This is a genomic window from Caulobacter sp. SRI_014 (genome assembly GCF_057586315.1).
In genome coordinates, this window is the sequence record NZ_JBYCZQ010000014.1 from 40,635 (window position 1) to 63,123 (window position 22,489).

A 22,489-nucleotide genomic window follows, 5' to 3' on the forward strand; every position below is an offset into this window, starting at 1 on the left:
ATTCTTCGGCCCGCCCCCGCGCGCCGAAGGATGGCGTTCTTTTGGGGCGGTTCAGGGCTTGAGGATCAGCGCCGTGCGCGTGGCCTCGAAGGAGGACAGGCGGCCGAGGTAGCTCATGCCGAGCAGGCTGGTTTCGAGGCCGGTCTGAAGGACCAGGGCGTCGACGTTCTCGACCCGGGCGCCGGCGATGGTGACGCTGCGCAGCTTGACCTGGGCCGCCATGGTCTTGCCGTCGGCAGTGGTCACCGGCACGCCGTAGGTCAGCTTGGTCAGATCGAGGCCCAGACGTTTCGCGTCATTCGCGGTCAGGGCCACGGCAGTGGCTCCGGTGTCGACCAGGAAACGCACTGCGCTGCCGTTGACGTCGGCGGTGGCCCAGTAGTGGCCGTCGGCGGCCTTGGTCACCTGGGCGGGCGCGGCGGAGGAGGCGGCGACAGGCGCCACCGCCAGCTGGGCGTTGGCCGGCTGGCCGAACGTCTGGGTCGGGTCGAAGTTGACCACGGCGCCGGCCGCGCCAACGGCCGACAACGCTCCCACCAGCACAACGGCTGCGAACTTCAACATCGATGACACCCCGCCCTTTTGGCTTCGTCGGGCCGCTCCAAGGCGATCCGTTGACGAGGGTTTTAAGGGGTCAGGGTTTGCATACGGTGAATCCCGGCCACGGAAATCAGGCGGTGAAGATTCCCAGCTTCTCCGGCCGAATGCGCGAGCGGCGGGTCGGCAGCTCAGTCATCAGGGCGGCGCGTTCGTCTTCGCTGAACCGGGCCCAGCCGCCGATCTCGTTCAGGGTGCGGAAGCAGCCGAGGCAGAGGTTGCTCTCCGGATCGACGATGCAGACCTTCACGCAAGGGGTGGTGATGGCCTTGGGCGGGCTGCCCCACGGGGGACCGGGCGTACTCACGAGACAGCTCCTTCGGGGATGGCGTAGGCGACAGTGGCCTTGGCGGCGGCCCGGTCAGGGCCTTCGGTCCACATCAGCACGTCGACGGTGGCGATCCGGCGGCCGAGGCGCAGCAGCCGGCCCTCGGCCATCAGCCGACCGGGTTTGCAGGGCCGCAGGAAGTGGATGTTGAGTGAGGTGGTCACCGCCATCGCGACCTCGCCGATATGGGCCAGGATCAGGGTGTAGGCGGCGCTGTCGGCAAGGCTCATCAGGGTGGGACCGGAAATGACCGCGCCCGGCCGGTGATGCCGCTCACTGGTCGGCATGGCCAGGGTGACGATGCCCGGGTCGACCTTGATCACCTTGACCATGGCGTCGGGATCATTGTGCGGGAAGGCCCGCTGCAGAAAGTCGTTGAGCGCGGCGGCGTCCATCTTCAGGGCGCCCAGGCCCGGGCCGGTGATGTCTGGCGAGAGGTCGGTCATCGGCCTCAAGGATCGCGGTCCGGCGGCGCGCTGGCAAGTGTGACGAATGCGTCAAGAAGGCGCCATGATTTCGCCCGGAGGATTACAACAAGTTTAGATATGAAATCTCTGTCATACTCAGAGTCTTTCAAGAGTTTAATTTGCGAATACGGTGTTCGCGGCGCACGCTCCAGTCATCGAATTCAACCACTGACGGGAGCGAACCATGAAGACCCTGCTGATCTCCGCCACTCTGCTGGCCTTCGCCGGCGCCACCGCTGTTTCGGCCCAGCCGGCCGAACGCCTGAGCGACTCCCAGTTCGTCAAGGCCGCCCGCTGCAAGGGCCTGGCCAAGGCCGACGGCGTCGACACCAAGGGTGTCGATGCGGTGATCAAGGCCAACAAGCGCGGCCGCGCCGACTGGATCATCGACAAGGCCATGAACGCCCAGGACGACGCGCAGGTCGAAGCCAGCAAGGCCGACTCGACGCGGAAGGCCGAACTCATCGCCGAGCGAAACGGCGCCTGCCAGGCCTTCGGCGTGGAAGGATAATTTCGCACTCCTCTATCGAGCACCCAGAGCCCCTTGGCGCCCCGTCTCCCCAGACGGGGCGCTCTTTTTTGTGGTGTTGCGGGCGCAGCGTCCGCTAGCGTTGGCTGGTTGAGTTCGGGGGATGCATGTTCGCTGTTGTTTTGATGACTCTGGCTATGGCTGCGGAGTCGCCCAAGGCGATCAAGCCGACTCCCAATCCCGTCGTCACCAAGCCGGACTGGATCCAGCGGCCGAGCGGCGACGACGTCAGTCTGTACTACCCAGCCCGCGCGCTCGAGGAGCGGGTCTCCGCCAAGGTCAAGCTGCGCTGCGAGGTCAAGGCGGACGGCTACCTGACCGGCTGCGCGGTGATCGAGGAGGAGCCGAAGGAGTACGACTTCGGCGTTGCCGCGATCCTGCTGTCGAGCAAGTTCCGGATGAAGCCGCAGACGGTTGACGGAATGCCGGTCGGCGGGGCGACCGTGATCATTCCGATCAGTTTCACGCCGCCGGATGAGGGCGGCGACTTCGAGGGCATGCCCTCCCTGAGCCAGTCCCTGGCCTGCTACGGCTACTATGCGGCCCGCTCTTCTGTCGAACCGGACAATTCGGACGTCCGGGCCGGCGCCACGATCTTCGGTATGGCCAGCCTGGTCGGTGCACAGATGGAGGGCTGGAGCGTGACCCGGGTCGAGTCGGCCATGTCGGCCGCGCGCCAGACGGCCGATACCAGTGCGCGCCCCGTTGACTGCGCGATGCCTGAAGGCGCCGCCGAGGCGTTCTCGAAGCCGCAGAAATGATCGGCTTGATGGTCATTCTGGGTTTGCTGGCGGTACAGGAGGTCACGCCGACGCCGACGCCCATCCCGCCGGCGCCCGCGATCGAGCTCCGGGTCGAGCCGATGACGCCGTACCGGTTGAAAGGGCCGGTCGTCGTGCGACCGACCTGGAAGGTGCGGCCAACGGGCGAGGACTTCTCTCGCCACTATCCTGAGCGGGCCGCGACGATCGGTCTGGGCGGGCAGGCGACTTTGGAGTGCCTTGTTCACGTGTCCGGCGCTGTGAGGCAATGCGCCGTCCTTTCGCAGACGCCTGACGGCTGGGGGTTCGGCGTCGCCGCCTTGCGCATGTCGCGGAGATTCCAGATGACGCCGCTGATCGATGACGGGGTTCCCGTCTCAGGCGGCGTGGTCCGCATTCCGTTGCGGTTCCTGCCGCCGGATGGGGATGCGCCGCCGCAGACCTACGCGGGGGCGGCCCACTGCCTGATGGTCCATCGTCTGAGGCTGAAGCTGTTTCCCGGTGATCCGCTATCAACCGCGAATCTGGGGCCGACCGTGCGCCTGTTCGACAGCCGGGCCAGGGCCGAGCGTATTGCCCCTGAGCAAAAGGCCGAGGATCAGCGCGTCGCGTTGGCCGCGGACGAGGAGACCTGGTCAAGGTTGGAGCGTATCGATGAATACGCCCAGCCGTGCTTGATCCCACTTTAGACTTCCGTTGACGCAAGCGTCATCTTTCCAAACAAGCGTTTGGCTTTTATGATCGCGCCCGACTAGAACACGGCCTTTCAGAGCCGCGCCGGGAGCCCCTGATGAATCTCGATTTCTCGCCCGAAGATCTCGCCTTCCGCGACGAGGTCCGCGCCTTCGTGGCCGAAAACTACCCCGCCGAGCTGCGGGCCAAGTCGTCGGATGGCGAGGACCTGAGCAAGGAGGACTTCCTCTCCTGGCACAAGATCCTGGCCAAGAAGGGCTGGGTTGCGCCGTCGTGGCCCAAGGAGTGGGGCGGCTGCGGCTGGACCTCGACCCAGAAGTACCTGTTCGGCGAGGAAATGGCCCGGGCCGATGCGATTCCGATCCTGCCCTTCGGCGTCGCCATGGTGGCGCCGGTGATCTACACCTTCGGCACCCAGGAGCAGAAGGACCGCTACCTGCCGAAGATCTACAACGGCGAGGAGTGGTGGTGTCAGGGGTACTCCGAGCCGGGCGCCGGGTCGGACCTGGCTTCGCTGAAGACCAAGGCCGAGCGCGTCACCGGTGACGACGGCAAGGAGTACTACATCGTCAACGGCCAGAAGACCTGGACGACGCTGGCGCAGCACGCCGACTGGGGCTTCTTCCTGGTCCGCACCAATCCGGAAGCCAAGATCCAGGAAGGCATCAGCTTCCTGCTGATCGACATGAAGAGCCCGGGCATCACCGTGCGCCCGATCATCACCATCGACGGCGGCCATGAGGTCAACGAGGTCTGGCTGGAGAACGTCAAGGTTCCGGTCGAGAACCGTGTGTTCGAGGAGAACAAGGGCTGGACCTGCGCCAAGTTCCTGCTGGCTCACGAACGCTCGGGCATCGCCGGCGTGGCGCGCTCCAAGCGCGGCGTCGAGCGGGTGCGCGAGATGGCTTCGGTCGAGTTCGGCGACGACGGCGACAATCTGCTGAAGGACGCCGACTTCAAGCGCAAGGTCGCCGAGCTGGAGATCGACCTGACGGCGCTCGAGTACACCGAGCTGCGCGTGCTGGCGTCGGAAAGCGCCGGCAAGGGTCCGGGGCCGGAATCCTCGCTGCTGAAGATCAAGGGGACCGAGATCCAGCAGCGTCTGACCGAGCTGGCTCTGGAAGCGGCGGGCCACTACGCCTCGCCCTATTTCCGCGGCTTCCCCGGCGATGGCGACAACGCCCATCCGATCGGGCCGGAGAGCGCCCACCGCACGGCGCCCAACTACTTCAACACCCGCAAGACCTCGATCTACGGCGGGTCGAACGAAATCCAGCGCAACATCATCGCCAAGATGGTTCTGGGCCTTTAGGCTTCGGACCAACCAGAACAAGCACAGCGAAACGCATCAGTAGGGACGCCCGATGGACTTCAATTTCTCCGAAGAGCAATCGATGCTGCGCGACACGGTCGCCAGCTTTCTCCAGGACAAGTACGACTTCGAAAAGCGCCAGAAGCTGATCAAGTCCGAGAGCGGCTGGAGCCCGGAGATCTGGGAAGCCTTCGCCAATGAACTGGGCATCCTGGGCGCCCCCTTCTCTGAAGAGCTGGGCGGTCTGGGCGGCGGCGCCATCGAGAACATGATCGTCATGGAAGAGTTCGGCAAAGCCCTCGTGGTCGAGCCCTACCTCGGCACCGTGGTGATCGGCGGCGGCTTCCTGAAGCACTCGGGCTACGCCGGCGCGGCCGATCTGATCGGCGGCATCATCGAGGGCAAGGTCACCATCGCCTTCGGTTACGCCGAGCCGCAGGCCCGCTACAACTGGGCCGATGTGAAGACCACCGCCAAGAAGGAAGGCGACGGTTACGTGCTGAACGGCCACAAGGCGGTCGTCATCGGCGCCCCCTGGGCCAGCCACCTGATCGTCACCGCCCGCACCGGCGGCGGCCAGCGCGATGAGGCCGGCATCTCGGTGTTCATCCTGCCGAAAGACAGCAAGGGCGTCGTTACCCGCGACTACCCGACCGTCGATGGCCAGCGCGCCTCGGAAGTCTATCTCGAGAATGTGTCGGTCCCGGCTTCGGCCCTGATCGGCGAAGAGGGCAAGGGCCTGGGTCTGGTCAACAAGGTGCTGGACGAGGCCGCGGCCGCCGCCTGCGCCGAGGCCGTCGGCGCCATGCGCAAGATGCATGAGCAGACCCTCGACTACGCCCGCCAGCGCAAGCAGTTCGGCACCGCCATCGCCAACTTCCAGGTGCTGCAGCACCGGATGGTCGACATGTTCATGAACGTCGAGCAGTCGGTGTCGATGACCTACATGGCCACCCTGAAGCTCGACGAGAGCGACGCGGAGCGGGCCAAGGCCGTCTCGGCCGCCAAGGTGCAGATCGGCAAGGCCTGCAAGTTCGTCGGCCAGAACGCCATCCAGATCCACGGCGGCATGGGCATGACCGAGGAACTGGCCGTCGGCCATTACTTCAAGCGCGCGACGATGATCGAGGGGCTGTATGGCTCGGTCGACCATCACCTGCGCCGCTACGAGACCCTGAGCTTCGGCAAGGCCGCCTGAGCCTCAAGTCTCTGAACTGAAATTGGGCCCGGTCGCTTCGCAGCGGCCGGGCCCTTTTCGTTACGCCTGAGCCTTGGCCTCGTCCTGGGCCGCGTGGTGGAAGAGGGCGGCGGAGATCAGCCACATGGAGCCGAACAGCGTGGTGCCGACAGCAACTTCCTGCAGGCCCGCGATCCCGGGGCTGGCCCAGCCGGCGGAATAGCCGACGATGCCGACGATGACCTGGGCGATGGCCGCCAGGCCGATGACCCTGGAGAGGCCCCTGGCCTTGAAGCGGACGACGACCGTCCCGACCACCGCGATGACGATGACGCCCAGGAACATCAGGTTGGCCGGGTTGTCCTCATTGCCGAGGAAGCCGACGGCGCCGTTGACCCAGACGAGGCCGACGCAGGCCAGCAGGGCGATCAGGCCGCCGAGGCGGTAGGAGAGGCTGCTGGAGGCCCAGACGATGATCTCGACGACCAGGCCGGCGCCGCCGAGGATGATGCCGGCGAAGACGAAGTCACTCGGGGTCCAGGGAAACTTCAGGATGGCGGGCAGCGACAGCAGCACGGCCAGGGCGCCCCAGCAGGCGATGCGCCAGGGAAATTTGAAACGGGTGGGTTCAGTGTTGTCGGTCATGACGCCTCCTTGCGATGACCCCTGGCTTAGGCCCCGGCCGGGTGAGCGGCATGAGGACGAGGTGAGCAATCGCTGAAAACGATCTCATTCGACTTCCGCAGGGGCAGATAGGCAGAGTGAGCAAAAGCCGTATCCAGGGGATGGGAATGAACTACGAAGAGGTCGTCCGAGGCCGCCGCAGCATCCGCGGCTACCAGCGCAAACCGGTGCCCAAGGCCCTGATCCGCGAGGTTCTGGAGATGGCCATGCGGGCCCCCACCTCGCTGAACACCCAGCCCTGGAATTTCTACGTCCTGACCGGCGAGCCGCTGGATCGCATCCGGGCCGGCAACACCGAGCGCAACCTGGCGGGCGTGCCGCACAGCCGCGAGTTCCGCAATCACGGCGAATACGTCGGGGTCCACCGCGAGCGCCAGATCGGCATCGCCAAGCAGCTGTTCGCCGCCATGGGCATCGCCCGCGACGACAAGGAGGCGCGGATGGACTGGGTGCTGCGCGGCTTTCGGCAGTTCGATGCGCCGGTGTCCATCGTGATCACCTACGACCGCTCCATCCATGGCGGCGATATCGGTCCCTTCGACTGCGGGGGCGTGGCCAACGCCCTGGTCAACGCGGCCTGGTCGCGGGGGCTCGGCTGCGTGATAAACAGCCAGGGCATCATGCAATCGCCGGTGGTCCGCGAGCATGCGGCCATTCCCGACGATCAGGTGATCATGACCTGCGTGGCCATGGGTTGGCCGGACGACGATTTCCCGGCCAACGCGGTAGTCTCCGAGCGCAAGAGCGTCGATGAGGCGGCGGTCTTTATGGGGTTCGAGGACTGAGGCGCGGCCCGAGCCTTGCCGAAGCGGTCAACGATTATACCACGCTCCGGCGTTGCAAAGAGGGGCGCCGGCAGTAAGTCTCTGAACTTGCGTGACAACCTGGTTGTGGTCGAGGCTGTGAAGGTTGGCGCCGGCGTTGATGCGGCGTAGGCGCCGGGGCGGGGAATGTTGCGATGTTGCGAGGCCTCCGCGCCTACGCGGAAGATGCCGAGGGGACAGGCTGAATTGCCGGCTTTCGGTCGTGCATGGCCTTGGCGTGGGCGCTTGGGGCCATTCTACCTGCCCAAGGTTCCGCCTCGATGAATATGTCTAGACATATTGATCGAGAATCACAACTTATACGAGCGAATCGCCAGTTTGAGGTGTAGTTTGCCCGCGGGCGGTGACGCGGGGCTCAAACGCCCGACCCAGGCCCGCGCGCCATCGACGCCCGTCCGGCCCAATCCCCACCCTGCGCCGGGCGGGCTCCCGCCTTTCTTCGCGGGGCGGCGCTGATATGGTGCGGCCACATCGTTGGGAAGCATCATGATTTCAGTCTCTCGCCGTTCGGCCATCGCCCTGTCTGCATCAGCTGTGGCGCTCGCCGCCGCCCCGCGTGTCTTCGCCCAGACCGCGCCGGTCGAATGGACGCCCGAGCAGGCCAAGGCCATCCTCGACAAGACCCAGTCGCTGACCCTGGCGCCGGACCTTGGCCACCTGTCAGCCGGCGAGCAGGCGGCGGTCCGCAAGCTGTTGCAGGTCGGGGCCATCTTCCAGGATGTCTACGAGCTGCAGCGGCATCGCGCCGCCCTGCAGGTGCGCGCCGCGCTGGGCTTGCGCACCGACGCCCATGGCCGCGATCTGGCGACCCTCTACCGGGTGTTCCAGGGGCCGATCGCCACGACGCTGGAGAACAAGCGCGCGCCCTTCGTCGCCATCGACGACGCGCCGGCCGGCAAGAACGTCTATCCCTGGGACCTGACCAAGGCCGAGTTCGACGCCTACCTCGCCGGCCATCCGGGCGAGAAGGCGGCTCTGACCCATGAGCGTTCGGTGGTCCGCCGGGCCGACAGGCCGACCCTGCTGCGCGACCTGGGCAAGCTGAAGCGTTATCCGGTGCTCGACACCCTGCATCCGGGGCTGCGCGCGCGGCTGGAGCGGCTGAGCCGCAGGCCGGACCCGAAGGTGCTGTACGCCGCGCCCTATTCGGTCGCCTTCGCCGACGAGATGATCCGCGCCCACGCCCTGATGAACGAGGCGGCCGACGCGGTCGAGGCCGACGACTGGGCCTTCGCCAAATACCTGCGCAACCGCTCGCGCGACCTGTTGAGCGACGACTACGAGTCCGGCGACGCCGCCTGGCTGAAGGGGCGGTTCAAGAACCTCAACGCCCAGATCGGCGCCTATGAGAGCTATGACGATGAGCTGGCCGGGACGCGGGCCTTCTACAGCTTCAGCCTGCTGGCCACCCGCAACGCCGAGGGGGCGGCGCTGCGCAAGGCGATGAGCGGAATCCAGGCGCTGGAGGACAGCCTGCCGACGCCGCAGCACAAGAAGGTGCAGGAGGACATTCCGGTCGGGGTCTATGACGTGATCGCCGACTTCGGCCAGTCGCGCGGGGCCAATACGGCGACCAACCTGCCCAACGAGGCCTATCTGGTCGAGCGCTACGGCAGCATCATCCTTCTGCGCGTCAACATCATGCGCAATCCGGACATCTTCAAAGGCAGCGGCGACACCTTCGGGGCGGCGATGGCCCAGCCCTATGCGGGGCATCTGACGTCGGACGCCAACTTCTACCGCACCCTCTGGCACGAGGTTGGCCACTACCTGGGCCCCGACCTGACCAAGGACGGCGGCCAGTTCGCCGATGCGCTGGGGGCCGACGCCAGTCTGCTGGAGGAGATGAAGGCCGACCTCGTCTCGCTGTTCGTCAGCGAGGAGCTGACGAAGCGCGGCTACTACGCCGCCGAACAGCAGCGGGCGCTGTACGCCAGCGGCATCCTGCGCTGCCTGCAGAACAACAAGCCCAGGCGCGAGCAGCCCTACAACATGATGCAGCTGATGCAGTGGAACTGGTTCCTCGACCGCAAGGTGCTGAGCTTCGATCCGGCGACGGCGAAGATGTCGATCGACTATGGCCGCTACCACGCCGCCGTGGCGGACCTGTTGAAGGCGGTGCTGGCCCTGCAGGTCGGCGGCGACAAGGCGGCTGCCGAGGCCTTCATCGGCAAGTGGGGAACCTGGGACGAGGCCCTGCACGGCAAGATCGCGGCGAACATCCGGGCCCAGCAGCGCTACCGGTTCCGACTGTTCAGCTATGCGGCGGTGGACGCCGGGGCGCGCTGAGGCCGCAGTTGGGAGGCCAGCAGCCCGACGCCGAGCCAGGCCCCGATGATGGGGCTTGGACCGAGGCCGAGGAAGGGCACGGGGAAGGCGCCCAGTAAGGGCGCGATTGACCAACCCAGGAAGCACAGACCGAGCGCCAGGCCGGGAAGGCGGAAACCCGGCGCGGCGCCGAGCCCGGGGCTGGCGACGGTCAGCGTCAGCAGGGCCGTGGCGAGGAGGCCGAGCGGAGGGGACTGGCTGAAGGCCAGGCCGACGATGCCTTCGACCTCTGGAACCGGGGCGAGCGGATCGGGGCGCAGTCCTGCCCAGACCGCCGCGCCAAGTGCGACCGCGGCGAGGATCAGGCGGATGGCGGGCCGGGCCGGCATGAGCAATCCCGCCAGAAGGGCCACGGCAGTCAGGGTGGCCGCTTGCGAAGCGTCGGGCTGGGCGATGGTCAGGGCCAGGGCGGCAAGCAGGGCGATCCAGGAACTGGCCGGGTAGACGTCGCTGCGGGCGGCGAAGGCGACGATGGCGGCGGGGCCGAAGAGCATGGCGATGTTGGCCTGCACCGGCCCGAGCGCCAGCCAGCGGTGGACGCCCTGGAGGTCCGGGCTGAGAAAGCCGGCCAGCATCCCGGCCGGCAGCAGCCACAGGAATACGGGCAGGAGGCTGCGCTGGCCTTTGAAGGCCAGGGCGCAGCCCAGGACGGCGCCGATCACCCAGGCGGCCAGGTTGCGTAGGGCAAGGCTGGCCGGAACGCCGCTGGCCATGCAGACCGCGATGCCGACGGCGACCGTAGCGAGCGACAGGAGGGCGAAGGCGGCGAGCAGGCGGGCAAAGCGCGACGAGAGGAACACGAAGGGACTCGCTGGGCGGGATGAGTGGCGGTGGGGCTAAAGGGGCAGAAGTTCCAGCTTGCGGAATTTCACGACGCCGGAACCGTACTGCAGGGCGATGGCGCCGTCCGCATGGGCCCCATCGCGCACGGCGTCGACAGTCTTCTGACCGTTGAGGGTCACCGACAGTTCGTCCCGCCAGGCGCGGATCTCCAGCAGGTTCCAGCGGCCGCCGGCCCTGGGCATCGGAGAGACCTTGGCGACATCGACGATGGCCCCGGTGCCGTAGCTGGGGTCGGGGCGGGTGTCGAAGAGGTTGACCTCATAGCCCGTCGCCGGGTTGATCGCCTGGCGGTCGGCGCAGCGGATGAAGATTCCGGAATTGGCCTCCGGGCTGACCCAGACCTCGGCCCGAAGGCCGAAGTCGCGGAAGCTGCCGTCGGACACCAGGAAGCTCATCGGGCCGGCGTCGGCGCAGACGATGCCGTCCTCCACGCGCCAGTTGGCGTCGCCGATCTTGCTCCAGCCAGTCAGGTCATGGCCGTTCAACAGGGGCTTGAAGGTGTTCGTCGCCAAGGCAGGGCTCGCCAGGCACGTCGCGGCCAGGCCGAGCATCAGGTCGCGTCTGTGGATCATGCCGTTCCCCTGTCCCGCGTAGCTTGTCTGTCGGGCGCGGGACTGGCAACCGCCTGGCGCCTCTGCCTCTCGAACCAACTCATTCCGTCATCCCGGCCGCAGTGCAGCGCAGAGCCGGGACCCAGGAGGTTCAGCAATGTGATCGGCACCGTCGCCTGTCGCGCGCTGTCCCTCCCTGGGTCCCGGATCGGCCTGCGGCCGTCCGGGATGACGGGTGTTGTTGCTACAGCGGCGCGCAGGCGTCCTTCAGCCATTCGCCGGCCTCGCCGTCGACCAGCGGGCCGACCTCGGCCAGGACGCGGGCGTGGTAGGTGTTGAACTGGGTGCGCTCGACGTCGGTCAGCATGTCGAGGACGACCAGCCGCTTGTCGATGGGGGCCAGGGTCAGGGCCTCGAAGCGGTGCATCGGGCGTTCGCCGCCGGGGATGTCCTCGGCCGGCATGACCACTTCCAGGTTCTCGATGCGGATGCCGTACTCGCCGCTCTTGTAGTAGCCGGGCTCGTTGGAGACGATCATGCCGGGCTGCAGGGCGATGGTGTTCGGCGCCTTGGCGATGCGGTGCGGGCCCTCGTGGACGCCGAGGTAGACCCCGACGCCGTGTCCGGTGCCGTGGTCGTAGTCGAGGCCTGCCGACCACAGGGCGGCGCGGGCGAAGGCGTCGAGCTGGCTGCCGGTGGTGCCGGCCGGGAAGCGGGCGCGGGCCAGGGCCAGGTGGCCTTTGAGGACCAGGGTGTTTCGCCGCTTCATCTCCTCGGTGGGCTCGCCGATGGCCATGGTGCGGGTCACATCGGTGGTGCCGTCCAGGTACTGGCCGCCGCTGTCGACGAGGAGGAGGGAGCCCGGGGCGCAGCGCTCGTTGGAGCGCTCGGTCGGGCGGTAGTGGGGCAGGGCGCCGTGGCCGTTGGCGGCGCCGATGGTGTCGAAGCTGAGGTCCTGCAGGGCGCCGGTGGCTTCGCGGAAGCTTTCGAGCTTGGCGACGGCTTCCTTCTCGTCGGGCGGGTTGATCTGCCCTTCAGTGGCGATCCAGTGGAGGAAGCGGGTCAGGGCGGCGCCGTCGCGGCGGTGGGCTTCGCGCGTGCCGGCGATCTCGACCTCGTTCTTGCAGGCGCGGGGCAGGGTGGTGGGGTCCATGCCGCGGATGACCGCGTCGCCCAGCTTGTCGAAGTACCAGGCCGAGGACTGGGCCGGATCGACCAGCACCTTCTGGCCCTTGAGGCTGTCGAGGGCGGGTTCGAGGTCTTCGGGGGTCTCGAGGGAGACCTGGTTGCCGAGCCAGGCGGGGAGCTCCGGGGTCACCTTGTCCGGGTCGAGGAACAGGCGGGCCGTGCCGTCGGCGCGGACCACGGCCTGACTGAGCGGCAGGGGCGTGCGGATGACGTCGCCGCCGCGCACGTTGAACAGCCAGGCGATCGAGGCCGGGGCGGTCAGGACGGCGGCGTCGGCGCCGAGCTTCCTGAGGCTTTCGCCGATGCGGGCGCGTTTGGCGGCGCTGTCCTCGCCGGCGTATTCGATGGGCTGGGGAACGACCTTGGCCTTGGGCTGGGCCGGACGCTCGGCGCCCCAGGCGCTGTCGAGCGGGTTGGGGGTGACGGGCTTGAGGGTTGCGCCGGCCTTGTCGGCGGCCTTCTTCAGACTGCTAAGGGCATCGGGGCTGTGCAGGCGCGGGTCGTAGCCGATGACCGCGTCCTTCTGCAGCTCGACGTAGGCGGGGACGCCGCCTTCGACGAGGTCGCGGATCTCGAACAGGTTCTGATCGACCTGCTCGCGGACCTGCAGGGTGTAGCGGCCGTCGACGAAGACGGCGGCCTTGTCCTTCATGATCACCGCCGCACCGGCCGAGCCGGTGAATCCGGTGGCCCAGGCCAGCCGGTCGTTGGCAGCCGGCAGGTATTCGTTCTGATGCTCGTCCTCGTGCGGGACCAGTAGGCCGTCGAGGCCCATCTGGGCCATGGCGGCGCGGATCAGCGGCACGTGCCTGGAGCCGAAGGTCGGGTCGGTGGATTCGTCGAAGGTCTGGCGCATGGCAAGGATTTAGGCCTGCGTGCTGTTTGGCGCAAATGCTCCGTCATCCCGGCCGCAGCGAAGCGGAGAGCCGGGACCCAGGAGGGACGGGGCGATGTACGGACAGTAGCGAACAGAGGTGGATGTGGCCCCTGGATCCCGGTTCTTCGCGCTGCACGCTGCGGCCGGGATGACGGTGATAAGGGCTCGCTAACCAAAACACGCCAAGGGTCGGGTTCCAGACATCGGGGGATGACCATGACTTGTGACTGCAACAGCCTGGGCCGCTGGCCCGTCGTGACCCGCCGGGCGGCGCTGGGCGGAGCGGTGGCCGTGGGGCTGGCGGCGATGGCGCCGGCCGCGGCCTATGCCGGCGGACATTGCGAGGCGCTGTTGCTGACCTGCATGGACTATCGCCTCGACAATGAGGTCACCGCCTACATGGACGCGCGGGGCCTGCGGGACAAATACGACCACGTCATCCTGGCCGGCGCCTCGCTGGGCGCGCTGAACGACAAGTTCCCGGCCTGGAAGGACGTGTTCATGACCCACATCGACCTGGCGGTGCAGCTGCACGAGGTCCACCGGATCATCATCCTCGATCATCGGGACTGCGGCGCCTACAGGCTGGTGCTCGGCGAGGCGGCGGTGAAGGACCCCGAGACCGAGCTGAAGAGCCATGTGAACCAGCTCTACGCTGTGCGCTCGGCGATCTTGGCCAAGCATCCGCACATGGAGGTCGAGATCGGCTTGATGGGCCTGGACGGCAAGGTGCTGCAGGTCGTCTGACAGCAAAAGGCCCGCGCCGGATGACGCGGGCCTCTCGGTCACTTCTGCGGACCGCCTACTGCTGGGGCGCGGTGTCGTCGATGATCACCGGATCACGGGCGGCGGCTTCGGCGGCCTGGGCGCGCGAGCGTTCGGCCGCGGCCCGGGACTCGGCGGCGGCGGCGCGAGCGTCGGCGGCGGCGCGGTCGGCGGCGAGCTGGGCGTTGGCGGCCTGGGCGTTGTAGCTCGACTGGGCGTTCAGGTTCGACTGGACCTGGGCTTGCGTGGCGGCGGCGTTGTAGCCGGCCTGGGCGCCTTCAAGCGCGCCCTGGGCGCGGGCCTGCTCGGCGGCGATGGCCAGATCTTCCTGAGTGACAGCCGTCTCGCGGTTTGAGCTGGCGACCATGAAGGCCACCGCGATGATGGCGACAACCGCGATCAGGGCGGCCACGATCCAGGCGGTCGTGTTGTTGCTCCGGGCCGCGATGCGCGCGTCTTCTCGTGCCGCCTGCAACGGAGTTTCCTCGTAGACGGCGCGGGGTTCGCCGGGTTGATAGGTCATGACTGGCCTTCGTTCTGCTGAACTTGATGACAGCAGAACGGGGGCCTGTGAGTCGGGTTCCGGTGTTAACCCTTTTCAAGCACCAGCGTGGCCCAGGCGTCCCTATGGAGGCGGCGCTTGAGGCGGAAGCCGCGCGACAGATAGGCGGCTTTCACCCGCCGTTCCTGGGTGCGCAGCAGGCCCGACAGGATGGCGATGCCGCCGGGCTTCAGGGCGCCCTTGATGTCCTGGGCGAGGGAAACCAGCGGCGGGGCCAGGATGTTGGCGAACACCAGGTCGTAGGGGGCCGTGGCGGCGACGCGGCGGTGGTTCAGGCCCGAGGCATGGACGAAGCGGGCGTTGGACCTGTTGACCCTGGCGTTCTCTCCGGCGATCCGCACCGAGGGCCGGTCGATGTCGGTGCCGACGGCCAGCTTGCTGCCGGTGCGGGCTGCGGCGATGGCCAGCACGCCGGTGCCGGCCCCGACGTCCAGAACCTTGCCGAAGCGGCGACCCTTGAGCAGGTCGTTGAACACCCGCAGGCAGCCGGCCGTGGTGCCGTGGTGGCCGGTGCCGAAGGCGGCGCCGGCCTCGATGCGCAGCTGCACGGCGCTGAGCGGGGCCAGGCCCTTGTCATGCAGGCCGAAGACGAAGAAGCGGCCCTCGCGCACGGGCGGCAGGCCCGACAGCGACATGGCCAGCCAGTCGGCGTCGGCGAGGTCTTCGGTGACGACCTTGAGCTCGGGCCAACCGGCCAGAACCTTGCGGATCTCGTCGGCCTCGCCCTGGGTGACCGGGAAGGCGTCGATGCGCCACACGCCCCGGTCCTCGTCTTCCTCGAGGATGGAGTAGGTGGCGCCCTCGAGCAGGGGGTTGTCGTCCATGGCCTCGGCGGCCGTCTCGGCGGCCAGGCGGGGGCCGCGGGCGATGATCTGGACGGCGTCGTCGACAATTTCGGTCATGGGGCGGGGGTTTAGCGGAAAACCGCCGCCGCTCAATGACCTATGACGTTTGCTCTAGGATTGGGGAACGGCCCGCGAGGTGTCGCCGCTGGCCGCCGCCTCGTCGCGTTCGAAGGCGGCCATGGCGGCCGCCGGAGCGTCGGCGGGCTCGAAGACCTCGGGGCCAAGGTCGGCGGGGGCCTCGTCATTGGACAGGCCCGCGAGAATGCCGCCGCCCTGGCTGGGGTAATGGACGGTGACGTCGTAGCTGGCGGTCTTGTAGGTGGCCGGCGTGTAGCTGGCCGGCTCGACCACCGGCAGGTCCGGCCGGGCGTCCTGCCAACCGGTGTCGATGTAGGCGTCGCTGGTCGCGACATAGTCGACCGGCTGGTAGAGGTGATCGGTGCCGATCACATAGTCCGGAATGCCATACGGGTAGTGGCTTGAGGTCCCCGCCTCGGCGTCGCCGTAGGCCACCCGGCCCGTGTCGCCCAACGCGATCTGCGGTCCGCCGATCCGGCCCTCGGCCAGGGTCGGGCGCAGGACGCCCCCAACGCAGAGGCCGGCCATGGTGGCGACGGCGATACCGTAGAACATTGACTTCATCGCGGTGCTCCTCACGGGGCAGAGCGCGGATCGAGGGCTTTGGTTGCGTGGCCGACTCTAGGCCGGCGCCAGGACCGAAACGGTGAGTTCCGCGCGCAACACAAACCCCAGGGTTTCGTACAGGCCGATGGCGCCGGTGTTGCTGGCCCAGGCGTGCAGGAAGGGGGTCTCGCCGCGCGCCTGCATGGCCCCGGCGATGTGGCAGGTCAGGGCGCCGGCCAGGCCTCGGCCGCGATACTCCGGCAGGGTGCAGACGCCGCTGACCTCGGCGAAGGGGCCCGTGCGCATCCGTTCCCCGGCCATGGCGATGAGGACGCCGTCTTCGCGGACGCCGACAAAGTCGCCCAGTTCATGCGTGCGGGCGAAGAAGGGGCCTGGCTGGGTCAGGGTGGCCAGGGCGAGCATTTCGGCGGCGTCGGCCTCGGTCAGGCGCTGGATGTCGAAGGTCGTCTTCGGGCTGGGGATCTGCCGCTCGGCGATCATCTGGATGACGGGCGCCTGGACGACCAGGGTCGTGCCCGGCACGGGCGGCAGGTCGGCGGGTTCGAACAGGATGACCTGGCCGTGCTGGCGGACGAGCCAGCCCAGGGCGTCAAGGCTTTCGGGCGAGGTGTCGGGGATGGCGGCGAACTGGCCGATGGCCGGGTCGAAGCGCACGGCCGGGCCGTGGGTGATCGCGTGCTGGCGCTGGTTGAGCTTCAGCGCGTTCCAGATCGGGCGATTCAGCGGGTGGGGGCCGGTAACCATCGGGCGGTCCTTATCGGACCGTCAGGGACCCGACGCAATCGCTTCAGGCCTTCAATCCACAGCCGAGGGCGTGGAACTCGCCGATCGCGCCGTAGACGCCGAGGCCAATGCCCTGGGCGGCGAGGTCGAGGTCCATGACGTTGTGGGTCAGGAAGATCATCACCGAGCCGTCGGTGGGATCGGCCTGCCACCAGCCGCCGAAGGCGCCGGGCCAGCTGACGGTGCCGACGCCGCCCTTGCCGCGGGTGAAGCTGGCGGTTTCCGGGTCGAGGACGGTGGCGAGGCCCAGACCGAACCCGTGGCCGGGCAGGAAGGTTGGCATCCCCATCATGGTCGCCGCCTGGCGCTGCGGCTCGGTCAGGTGGTTCCTGACCATCAGGTCGTGGGCGAACGGCTGCAGCAGGGGGCCGCCGCCTTCGACGAACAGGCGGGCGAAGGTCAGGTAGTCGTCGAGGGTCGACCACAGGCCCTGTCCGCCGGACTCATAGGCAAGGTCGTCGGGGCGTTCGGGCAGGCTGGAGCCGGCCGAGGCTGTCTGGCGATGCTCGATGACGCCGTCGGCGCTCCAGCCGTAGAGGTTGGCGCGGCGATGGCGCTGGTCATGGGGGACGAGGAAGCCGGTGTCGGTCATGCCGAGCGGGCGGAAGATGCGGCGGGCCAGGACCTCTCCGAGGGGGACGCCTTCGATGCGGGCCAGCAGGAAACCGAGCAGGTCGGTGGAGCAGCCGTAGTTGAAGGCCGAGCCCGGCTGGGCGATCAGGGGCAGGGCGGCCAGGGCGGCGATCCAGTCGTCGGGGGCGAGGTGGCTGTCGATGTCGCCGCCGAGGGCCGCGCCGTAGGCGTCGGAGAGAGGGCCGGGGTGCAGGCCGCCGTAGGTCAGGCCGGAGCGGTGGGTCAGGAGGTCGCCGAAGGTGATCGGGCGCTCGGCGGGGACGCTGTCGTCGAGCGCGGCGTCGGGGGCGCGGAGGACCCGCATGTCGGCGAACTCGGGCGCCACCTTCGTGATCGGGTCGTCGAGGAAGAACAGGCCGTCCTGCAGCATGGTCATTGCCGCCACCGAGGTCACCGGCTTGGTCATCGAGGCGATGCGGAAGAGGGTGTCGCGGCTGATCGGGCGGCGGCCTTCGATGTCGGCCCAGCCCACGATGCAGTGCTGGCGCTCGCGGCCCTGGCGCCAGATCAGGGTCGCGGCCCCGGCCATGGCGCCGGCGTCGACGTATTGTTGCAGGGCTGCGGCGATGGGGTCGGACACGGGAGGGGCCTTTGAAGAGTAGGCTTGCTATAAAATAGGCAAATTATAAAATAGCAAGATGGTAGCGTGTCGCGCATGACCGACGAGGCCTCCAATCGCCGCCGGCCCAAGGGCGACAAGCGGGAGCGGACCCGCGCGCGCCTGCTGGACGCGGCCCTGTCGCTGACCCGCGAGAAGGGCTTCGACCGCACCACCCTGGCCGATGTCGCCGAGCGGGCCGGGATGACCACCGGGGCCATCTACGGCAATTTCCGCAACCGCGAGGCGCTGTTCATGGCCTTGGCCGAGCGGCAGTGGCAGCCGGTGCGGCCGGTGTTTGCGGAGGGTTCGACCTTTGCGCAGAAGATGCGGGCGGTGTCGGAGGCGGTGCTGGCCTCGGTCCCCGAGCGGCGGGACGCGGCGGTAGGGGCGCTGACCTTCCGGGCCTACGCCCTGACCCATGAGGACGTGCGGCGGCAGGTGACCGAAAGCATGGAGAAGGGCTTGTTGGCCGGCGCCGACTGGTTCGAGGCGGTCTGCGCCGAGGGGGAGTTGCCCATGCCGGCCGATGTGCTGGTGCGGGTGATCAACGCCCTGATCGAGGGGCTGCTGTTCCAGCGGTTCATGACGCCCGAGCTGATGCCCGACGAGGTCTTCCACGCGGCCTTCGCGGCGCTGGCGGGCAGGCCTGAAGTCTGACCTTTGACAACTCGAAGTGGGCGTAAATCCCGCAATTGGGGAATCTTCCGGCCAAAACAAAACTACAAGTCGTATGGTTAATGCGCTCTCGGGGAGGGAGCTCACCATGGCCGACAACTATGCGATCGAGACGGCGACGCGCCTTCGGGACATCGGGTTCGCCGAATTCACCTCTGACCTGATCACCAAGACCTTCGAGGCGCTGATCAAGGCCAATCTCGACCAGACCGAGAGCTACATCGCCCTGGTCCAGGAGATGACCAAGTCGTTGAGCGTCTACATCAACGAAACGGTCGACACGATCGACAATACGGAAGTGCAGGGCTACCTGGCCGCGCTGCCGCCGTTCTCGAACGCGGATGGAACGCCGGTCCTCAATCAGGCGGGCTCCGGAACGCCGCCCGTCACCCTGACCGCCGGGGAGACCGTCAACCCGGCCGGCCTCAACGCCCTCGGTCAACAGTTCACCTCCGGCCAGTTGGTCGAGACCATCGTCAGCGCGGCGGGAGCGACCGGGCTGACTTCATTGGTCAAGGATGCGCTGGGCAAGGTCTCTTCGATGATGACCGGTCAGCCGGCGAATGTGCAGGCGGCCGTGTACCCGATCCCCGGCAATACGGACTACTATTCACCGGCGGCTTTCGAGGCGGCCTTCCCGCCGGCGACCTCAATTCCGATCGACCAGGTTGCGATCGCCAAGATCTATGACTCGGTGGCCGAGGTCATCGCCAGCAACAAGTACGCCCTGCTGCAGGAGATGGTGAAGCTGGGTGTGCTGCGCCTGGTTGTCGAGCGGGGGGTGATCCGCACCGCTCTGTCGTTCACCACCTGGGAGAACGAGAACAAGAGCGCCAGCAGCTACGATCACCACAAGGCCGCGGTGACCGAGCGTCATGTCGAGCGCAGCCGCCGGGCCGGCGGTATCATCGGCATGATGCGCAACCGCACCATGTCCAGGGACCGCACCAAGACGCGGGACCTGCGGGTCGAGACGACGCGGGAAAGCTCCAGCAGTTCGCAAGGCACCAACATCGTCATCACCGGCGGGGTGGAGATCTATTTCAAGACCGACTACCTGCCGGTCGCCCAGGCCTGACCGGTGCCTGACGACCGGCGCCAGGCCGGCGCCATCGGCCTGGCGGAGTTTGTGGCCACGGTGGTCGACGAGATCGTCGACGGCGCCCACCGCGCCCAGATCGCCCAGGAGGAAGACACCCGCGAACTGGAGGCCATCGCCGCGCTCGATCCGGCCGTGGTGGCCGACCAGTTGGTCAGTCGCGAGGCGGCCGAGGACTGGACCGATGCCCTGCTGGAGCGGGCTGGAGCAAGCGACGGCTGGCCTCGCGCCAGCGCCGGCTTCCTGCGCCTGCTCTGGCAGGAGCTTGAGGTCGGCCTGGACCGGAACCGCGACTTCGACCGCTTCGGCCTGACCGAAGCGGGCCGCGGCAGGGTGGTGGACGCCGCCCGCCGAAGGCTGGCCGCAGAACAGATCCGCGCCGTGCAGCGGGTGCTGCGGCAGGGGGCGCCGAGGGTGCGGATCACCTCGGGCGAGGTGGTCGTCAAACTTGAGATGAAGGCCCGGCGGACGGCCATGGCGCCCGGACTGCCGGCCGCGGCCGGGGCGGCGCTGAAGCCGTTGCGCGTGGTCAGCCGGGTTGGCGGCGTCGCGGCCTCGGACCTGCGCATCGAGGTCAGTCCGGTCGAACGCAAGGATGCGGCGGCGGCCATGGTGTTCGGCGAGATCCGGCTCAGCTTCACCACCTGACCCTCACGCTTGACCTTAGGGCCCCCTTGCTGGCGCGTCCGGCGCGTGATCGGTTGGCGCAAAGGCAGAGGAAATATCCATGGGCGATCTGACGGGGCGCGTGGCGCTGGTGACCGGGGCGGGACGCGGGATCGGGGCGGCCTGCGCGCGGGCCCTGGCGGCGGCGGGGGCGATGGTGATCTGTTCGGACCTTGCCGCGCCGGACGATCTGGCCGCCGAACTGGGCGGGCTGGCCCTGGCTCAGGATGTCACTGACGAGGGAGACTGGGCGAAGGCCATGGACTTCGCGAAGCGCGAGGCCGGTGGGTTGGACATCCTGGTCAACAACGCCGGGCTGTTCCTGATGAAGCCGCTGACGCAGACCAGTCTGGAGGACTGGCGGCGGGTGCATTCGGTGAATGTCGAAGGGGTGTTCCTCGGCTGCCGGGCGGCGATACCGTTGCTGGCCGAGCGGGCCGGCAAGTGGGGCGGCGGAACCTCGATCATCAACCTTTCGTCGATCGCCGGCCTGGTCGGGTCGGCCGGGGCGGTTTGTTACAACGCCTCCAAGGGCGCGGTGCGGCTGCTCACCAAGGGCCTGGCCATGGAACTGGCCGCCGCCGGGGTGCGGGTCAACTCGGTGCATCCGGGCGTCATCGACACGGCCATGGGCGACGAGGTGGTGGCGGCCTTCTCCGGCGCCGCCGGCATCGGCGACAACGAGGCGCGGACACAGCTGGCGGCGCGCCACCCGCTTGGCCACATGGGCCAGCCGGGCAATATCGCCGACGCCGTGGTCTTCCTGGCTTCCGACCGGGCCGCCTTCATGACCGGCTCGGAGGTCGTCGTCGATGGCGGCTTCACCGCCAACTGAATGCTGTTTAGTCTTGGCCCAAACATAAGGGGAGAGACAGGTGGCGGACGGTTCGGTTCAGGGTTTGACCCACGACAGATACGAAGGCGTGCGGGGGGTGTTCGAGGGCAACCTGGCCAGCGGCGCCGATCTGGGCGCCAGCTTTTGCGCCATGGTGCACGGCGAGGTCGTGGTCGATCTGTGGGGCGGCTGGGCTGATCCGGCCAAGAGCCGCGTCTGGGGCAAGGACACCATCGTCAACGTCTATTCGACCACCAAGACGATGACGGCCCTGACAGCCCTGCTGGTCGCCGACCGGGGCGAGCTGGACTTCGACGCGCCGGTGGCCAGGTACTGGCCGGAGTTCGCGGCCAACGGCAAGGCGGACGTCAAGGTCAGCCATCTGATGAGCCATTCGGCCGGCCTGTCGGGCTGGAAGGAGCCGCTGACCAAGGACGACGTCTACGATTGGGAAAAGGTCACCAGCCTGCTGGCCGCCCAGGCGCCGTTCTGGGAGCCGGGCACGGCAAGCGGCTATCACGCCCTGACGCAGGGCTATCTGGTTGGGGAGGTGGTGCGGCGCATCACCGGCAAGACCGTGGGTACGGTGTTCCGCGAGGAGATCGCCGAGCCCATCGGGGCCGACTTCCACATCGGCCTGCCGGCCAGCGAGGACGGCCGGGTGGCCGAGCTGATCCCGCCGCCGCCGGGTCAGGCCATCGGTGAGGGCGAGGGGAGCGAACTCCTCAAGAACATGGCGACCAACCCGGGCATCGACGTGTCGGAGACCAGGACCCGGGCCTGGCGCGGAGCCGAGATCCCGGCGGCCGGCGGCACGGGCAATGCCCGGTCGGTGGCGCTGTGCCAGTCGATCCTGTCGAACGGCGGCGCGGCCGGCGGCAAGCAGATCATGTCCGAAGCCGGCTGCCGCAAGGCGCTGGAGCCGCAGATCGAGGGCATCGACCTGATCTTCGGGACCCAGGCCAAGTTCGGGCTGGGCTACGGGCTGAGTGGCGGGATCGTGCCGTTGCCGGGCCCCAACTGCCTGTTCTGGGGCGGCTATGGCGGCAGCATGGTGATCAACGACCTCGATAAGGGGACAACCGTCGCCTACGCCATGAACAAGATGGCCGGGACGACCACGGGCGATGTCCGCGGCTTCAGCCTGGCGATGACGGCCTGGGGCGCGATGGCCGGGTAACGCCGGTCGCCAGAGTCGATTTCCCGACAATGGGTTGAACG

At 68.0% G+C, this 22,489-nt stretch carries 25 protein-coding genes; 13 read left to right on the forward strand and 12 right to left on the reverse strand.

All coding sequences use genetic code 11. The features are described from left to right. Positions 1-51 precede the first annotated feature (51 nt). The 3 genes from AC2YG9_RS21215 to AC2YG9_RS21225 form a co-directional block, all read right to left on the reverse strand. Positions 52-564: a TIGR02281 family clan AA aspartic protease gene (locus AC2YG9_RS21215; protein WP_487299991.1), complete on the reverse strand. Its 513-nt coding sequence runs from the start codon at positions 562-564 to the stop codon at positions 52-54. Between the two features lie 106 nt (positions 565-670). Continuing rightward, on the reverse strand, positions 671-904 hold the full coding sequence (locus AC2YG9_RS21220; protein ID WP_487299992.1) for a DUF1289 domain-containing protein: 234 nt from the start codon (positions 902-904) through the stop codon (positions 671-673). Continuing rightward, entirely contained in the window at positions 901-1,371 is a 471-nt protein-coding gene (locus AC2YG9_RS21225; RefSeq protein WP_487299993.1) for a PaaI family thioesterase, read from the reverse strand. Before AC2YG9_RS21225 ends, AC2YG9_RS21220 begins: the two co-directional genes overlap by 4 nt. Positions 1,372-1,576: 205 nt before the next feature. Here AC2YG9_RS21225 and AC2YG9_RS21230 point away from each other — a divergent pair, with 205 nt between their 5' ends. From AC2YG9_RS21230 to AC2YG9_RS21250, 5 genes are all read left to right on the forward strand, one after another. Continuing rightward, positions 1,577-1,903 carry a hypothetical protein gene (locus AC2YG9_RS21230; protein WP_487299994.1) on the forward strand — a complete coding sequence of 109 codons (327 nt, stop codon included), beginning with the start codon at positions 1,577-1,579 and terminating at the stop codon, positions 1,901-1,903. Between the two features lie 125 nt (positions 1,904-2,028). Then, on the forward strand, positions 2,029-2,682 hold the full coding sequence (locus tag AC2YG9_RS21235; protein WP_487299995.1) for a TonB family protein: 654 nt from the start codon (positions 2,029-2,031) through the stop codon (positions 2,680-2,682). Continuing rightward, positions 2,679-3,371, forward strand: a complete 693-nt coding sequence (locus AC2YG9_RS21240; protein ID WP_487299996.1) for a TonB family protein — start codon at positions 2,679-2,681, stop codon at positions 3,369-3,371. Before AC2YG9_RS21235 ends, AC2YG9_RS21240 begins: the two co-directional genes overlap by 4 nt. A 101-nt stretch (positions 3,372-3,472) precedes the next feature. Continuing rightward, positions 3,473-4,687, forward strand: coding sequence for an acyl-CoA dehydrogenase family protein (locus AC2YG9_RS21245; RefSeq protein ID WP_487299997.1), 1,215 nt, complete (start codon positions 3,473-3,475; stop codon positions 4,685-4,687). A gap of 52 nt (positions 4,688-4,739) precedes the next feature. Beyond that, positions 4,740-5,885: an acyl-CoA dehydrogenase family protein gene (locus tag AC2YG9_RS21250; RefSeq protein ID WP_487299998.1), complete on the forward strand. Its 1,146-nt coding sequence runs from the start codon at positions 4,740-4,742 to the stop codon at positions 5,883-5,885. A gap of 60 nt (positions 5,886-5,945) precedes the next feature. On the opposite strand, the gene AC2YG9_RS21255 is transcribed toward AC2YG9_RS21250, so the two are convergent. Continuing rightward, complete coding sequence (locus tag AC2YG9_RS21255) at positions 5,946-6,509, reverse strand: hypothetical protein (RefSeq protein ID WP_487299999.1); 564 nt, start codon at positions 6,507-6,509, stop codon at positions 5,946-5,948. Positions 6,510-6,655: 146 nt separating this feature from the next. On the opposite strand from AC2YG9_RS21255, the gene AC2YG9_RS21260 reads away from it, so the two are divergent. After that, positions 6,656-7,333, forward strand: coding sequence for a nitroreductase (locus AC2YG9_RS21260; protein WP_487300000.1), 678 nt, complete (start codon positions 6,656-6,658; stop codon positions 7,331-7,333). A gap of 525 nt (positions 7,334-7,858) precedes the next feature. Continuing rightward, positions 7,859-9,661: a hypothetical protein gene (locus tag AC2YG9_RS21265; protein WP_487300001.1), complete on the forward strand. Its 1,803-nt coding sequence runs from the start codon at positions 7,859-7,861 to the stop codon at positions 9,659-9,661. Here the strand turns inward: AC2YG9_RS21265 and AC2YG9_RS21270 are convergent. The 3 genes from AC2YG9_RS21270 to AC2YG9_RS21280 all read right to left on the reverse strand — a co-directional run bounded on the left by AC2YG9_RS21270 (position 9,631) and on the right by AC2YG9_RS21280 (position 13,138). Next, a complete protein-coding gene (locus tag AC2YG9_RS21270) occupies positions 9,631-10,500 on the reverse strand; it encodes a hypothetical protein (RefSeq protein ID WP_487300002.1) in 870 nt (289 codons plus the stop codon). The two genes, AC2YG9_RS21265 and AC2YG9_RS21270, sit on opposite strands and share 31 nt — an antisense overlap. Positions 10,501-10,536: 36 nt before the next feature. Next, positions 10,537-11,115 carry a 3-keto-disaccharide hydrolase gene (locus tag AC2YG9_RS21275; RefSeq protein ID WP_487300003.1) on the reverse strand — a complete coding sequence of 193 codons (579 nt, stop codon included), beginning with the start codon at positions 11,113-11,115 and terminating at the stop codon, positions 10,537-10,539. Between the two features lie 223 nt (positions 11,116-11,338). Continuing rightward, on the reverse strand, positions 11,339-13,138 hold the full coding sequence (locus AC2YG9_RS21280) for an aminopeptidase P family protein (RefSeq protein WP_487300004.1): 1,800 nt from the start codon (positions 13,136-13,138) through the stop codon (positions 11,339-11,341). A gap of 231 nt (positions 13,139-13,369) precedes the next feature. Here AC2YG9_RS21280 and AC2YG9_RS21285 point away from each other — a divergent pair, with 231 nt between their 5' ends. Beyond that, the gene (locus AC2YG9_RS21285) at positions 13,370-13,906 is read left to right on the forward strand and encodes a carbonic anhydrase (protein ID WP_487300005.1); all 537 of its coding nucleotides are present in this window, start codon (positions 13,370-13,372) and stop codon (positions 13,904-13,906) included. Positions 13,907-13,961: 55 nt separating this feature from the next. On the opposite strand, the gene AC2YG9_RS21290 is transcribed toward AC2YG9_RS21285, so the two are convergent. From AC2YG9_RS21290 to AC2YG9_RS21310, 5 genes are all read right to left on the reverse strand, one after another. After that, positions 13,962-14,447 carry a hypothetical protein gene (locus AC2YG9_RS21290; protein WP_487300006.1) on the reverse strand — a complete coding sequence of 162 codons (486 nt, stop codon included), beginning with the start codon at positions 14,445-14,447 and terminating at the stop codon, positions 13,962-13,964. 65 nt (positions 14,448-14,512) lie between these two features. Next, positions 14,513-15,388, reverse strand: coding sequence for a 50S ribosomal protein L11 methyltransferase (locus tag AC2YG9_RS21295; RefSeq protein ID WP_487300007.1), 876 nt, complete (start codon positions 15,386-15,388; stop codon positions 14,513-14,515). A 54-nt stretch (positions 15,389-15,442) separates the two neighbouring features. Beyond that, the gene (locus tag AC2YG9_RS21300; protein ID WP_487300008.1) at positions 15,443-15,973 is read right to left on the reverse strand and encodes a hypothetical protein; all 531 of its coding nucleotides are present in this window, start codon (positions 15,971-15,973) and stop codon (positions 15,443-15,445) included. Positions 15,974-16,030: 57 nt separating this feature from the next. Next, positions 16,031-16,720: a GNAT family N-acetyltransferase gene (locus tag AC2YG9_RS21305; protein ID WP_487300009.1), complete on the reverse strand. Its 690-nt coding sequence runs from the start codon at positions 16,718-16,720 to the stop codon at positions 16,031-16,033. A gap of 43 nt (positions 16,721-16,763) precedes the next feature. Beyond that, positions 16,764-17,972, reverse strand: coding sequence for a serine hydrolase domain-containing protein (locus AC2YG9_RS21310; protein ID WP_487300010.1), 1,209 nt, complete (start codon positions 17,970-17,972; stop codon positions 16,764-16,766). Between the two features lie 75 nt (positions 17,973-18,047). Here AC2YG9_RS21310 and AC2YG9_RS21315 point away from each other — a divergent pair, with 75 nt between their 5' ends. The 5 genes from AC2YG9_RS21315 (at position 18,048) to AC2YG9_RS21335 (ending at position 22,448) form a co-directional block, all read left to right on the forward strand. Next, the gene (locus AC2YG9_RS21315; protein WP_487300087.1) at positions 18,048-18,650 is read left to right on the forward strand and encodes a TetR/AcrR family transcriptional regulator; all 603 of its coding nucleotides are present in this window, start codon (positions 18,048-18,050) and stop codon (positions 18,648-18,650) included. 106 nt (positions 18,651-18,756) lie between these two features. Beyond that, positions 18,757-19,746 carry a hypothetical protein gene (locus tag AC2YG9_RS21320; RefSeq protein WP_487300011.1) on the forward strand — a complete coding sequence of 330 codons (990 nt, stop codon included), beginning with the start codon at positions 18,757-18,759 and terminating at the stop codon, positions 19,744-19,746. A gap of 3 nt (positions 19,747-19,749) precedes the next feature. After that, a complete protein-coding gene (locus AC2YG9_RS21325; protein ID WP_487300012.1) occupies positions 19,750-20,415 on the forward strand; it encodes a hypothetical protein in 666 nt (221 codons plus the stop codon). A 79-nt stretch (positions 20,416-20,494) separates the two neighbouring features. Continuing rightward, positions 20,495-21,268: an SDR family NAD(P)-dependent oxidoreductase gene (locus tag AC2YG9_RS21330; RefSeq protein WP_487300013.1), complete on the forward strand. Its 774-nt coding sequence runs from the start codon at positions 20,495-20,497 to the stop codon at positions 21,266-21,268. A 40-nt stretch (positions 21,269-21,308) separates the two neighbouring features. Then, complete coding sequence (locus tag AC2YG9_RS21335; protein ID WP_487300014.1) at positions 21,309-22,448, forward strand: serine hydrolase domain-containing protein; 1,140 nt, start codon at positions 21,309-21,311, stop codon at positions 22,446-22,448. Positions 22,449-22,489 lie beyond the last annotated feature (41 nt).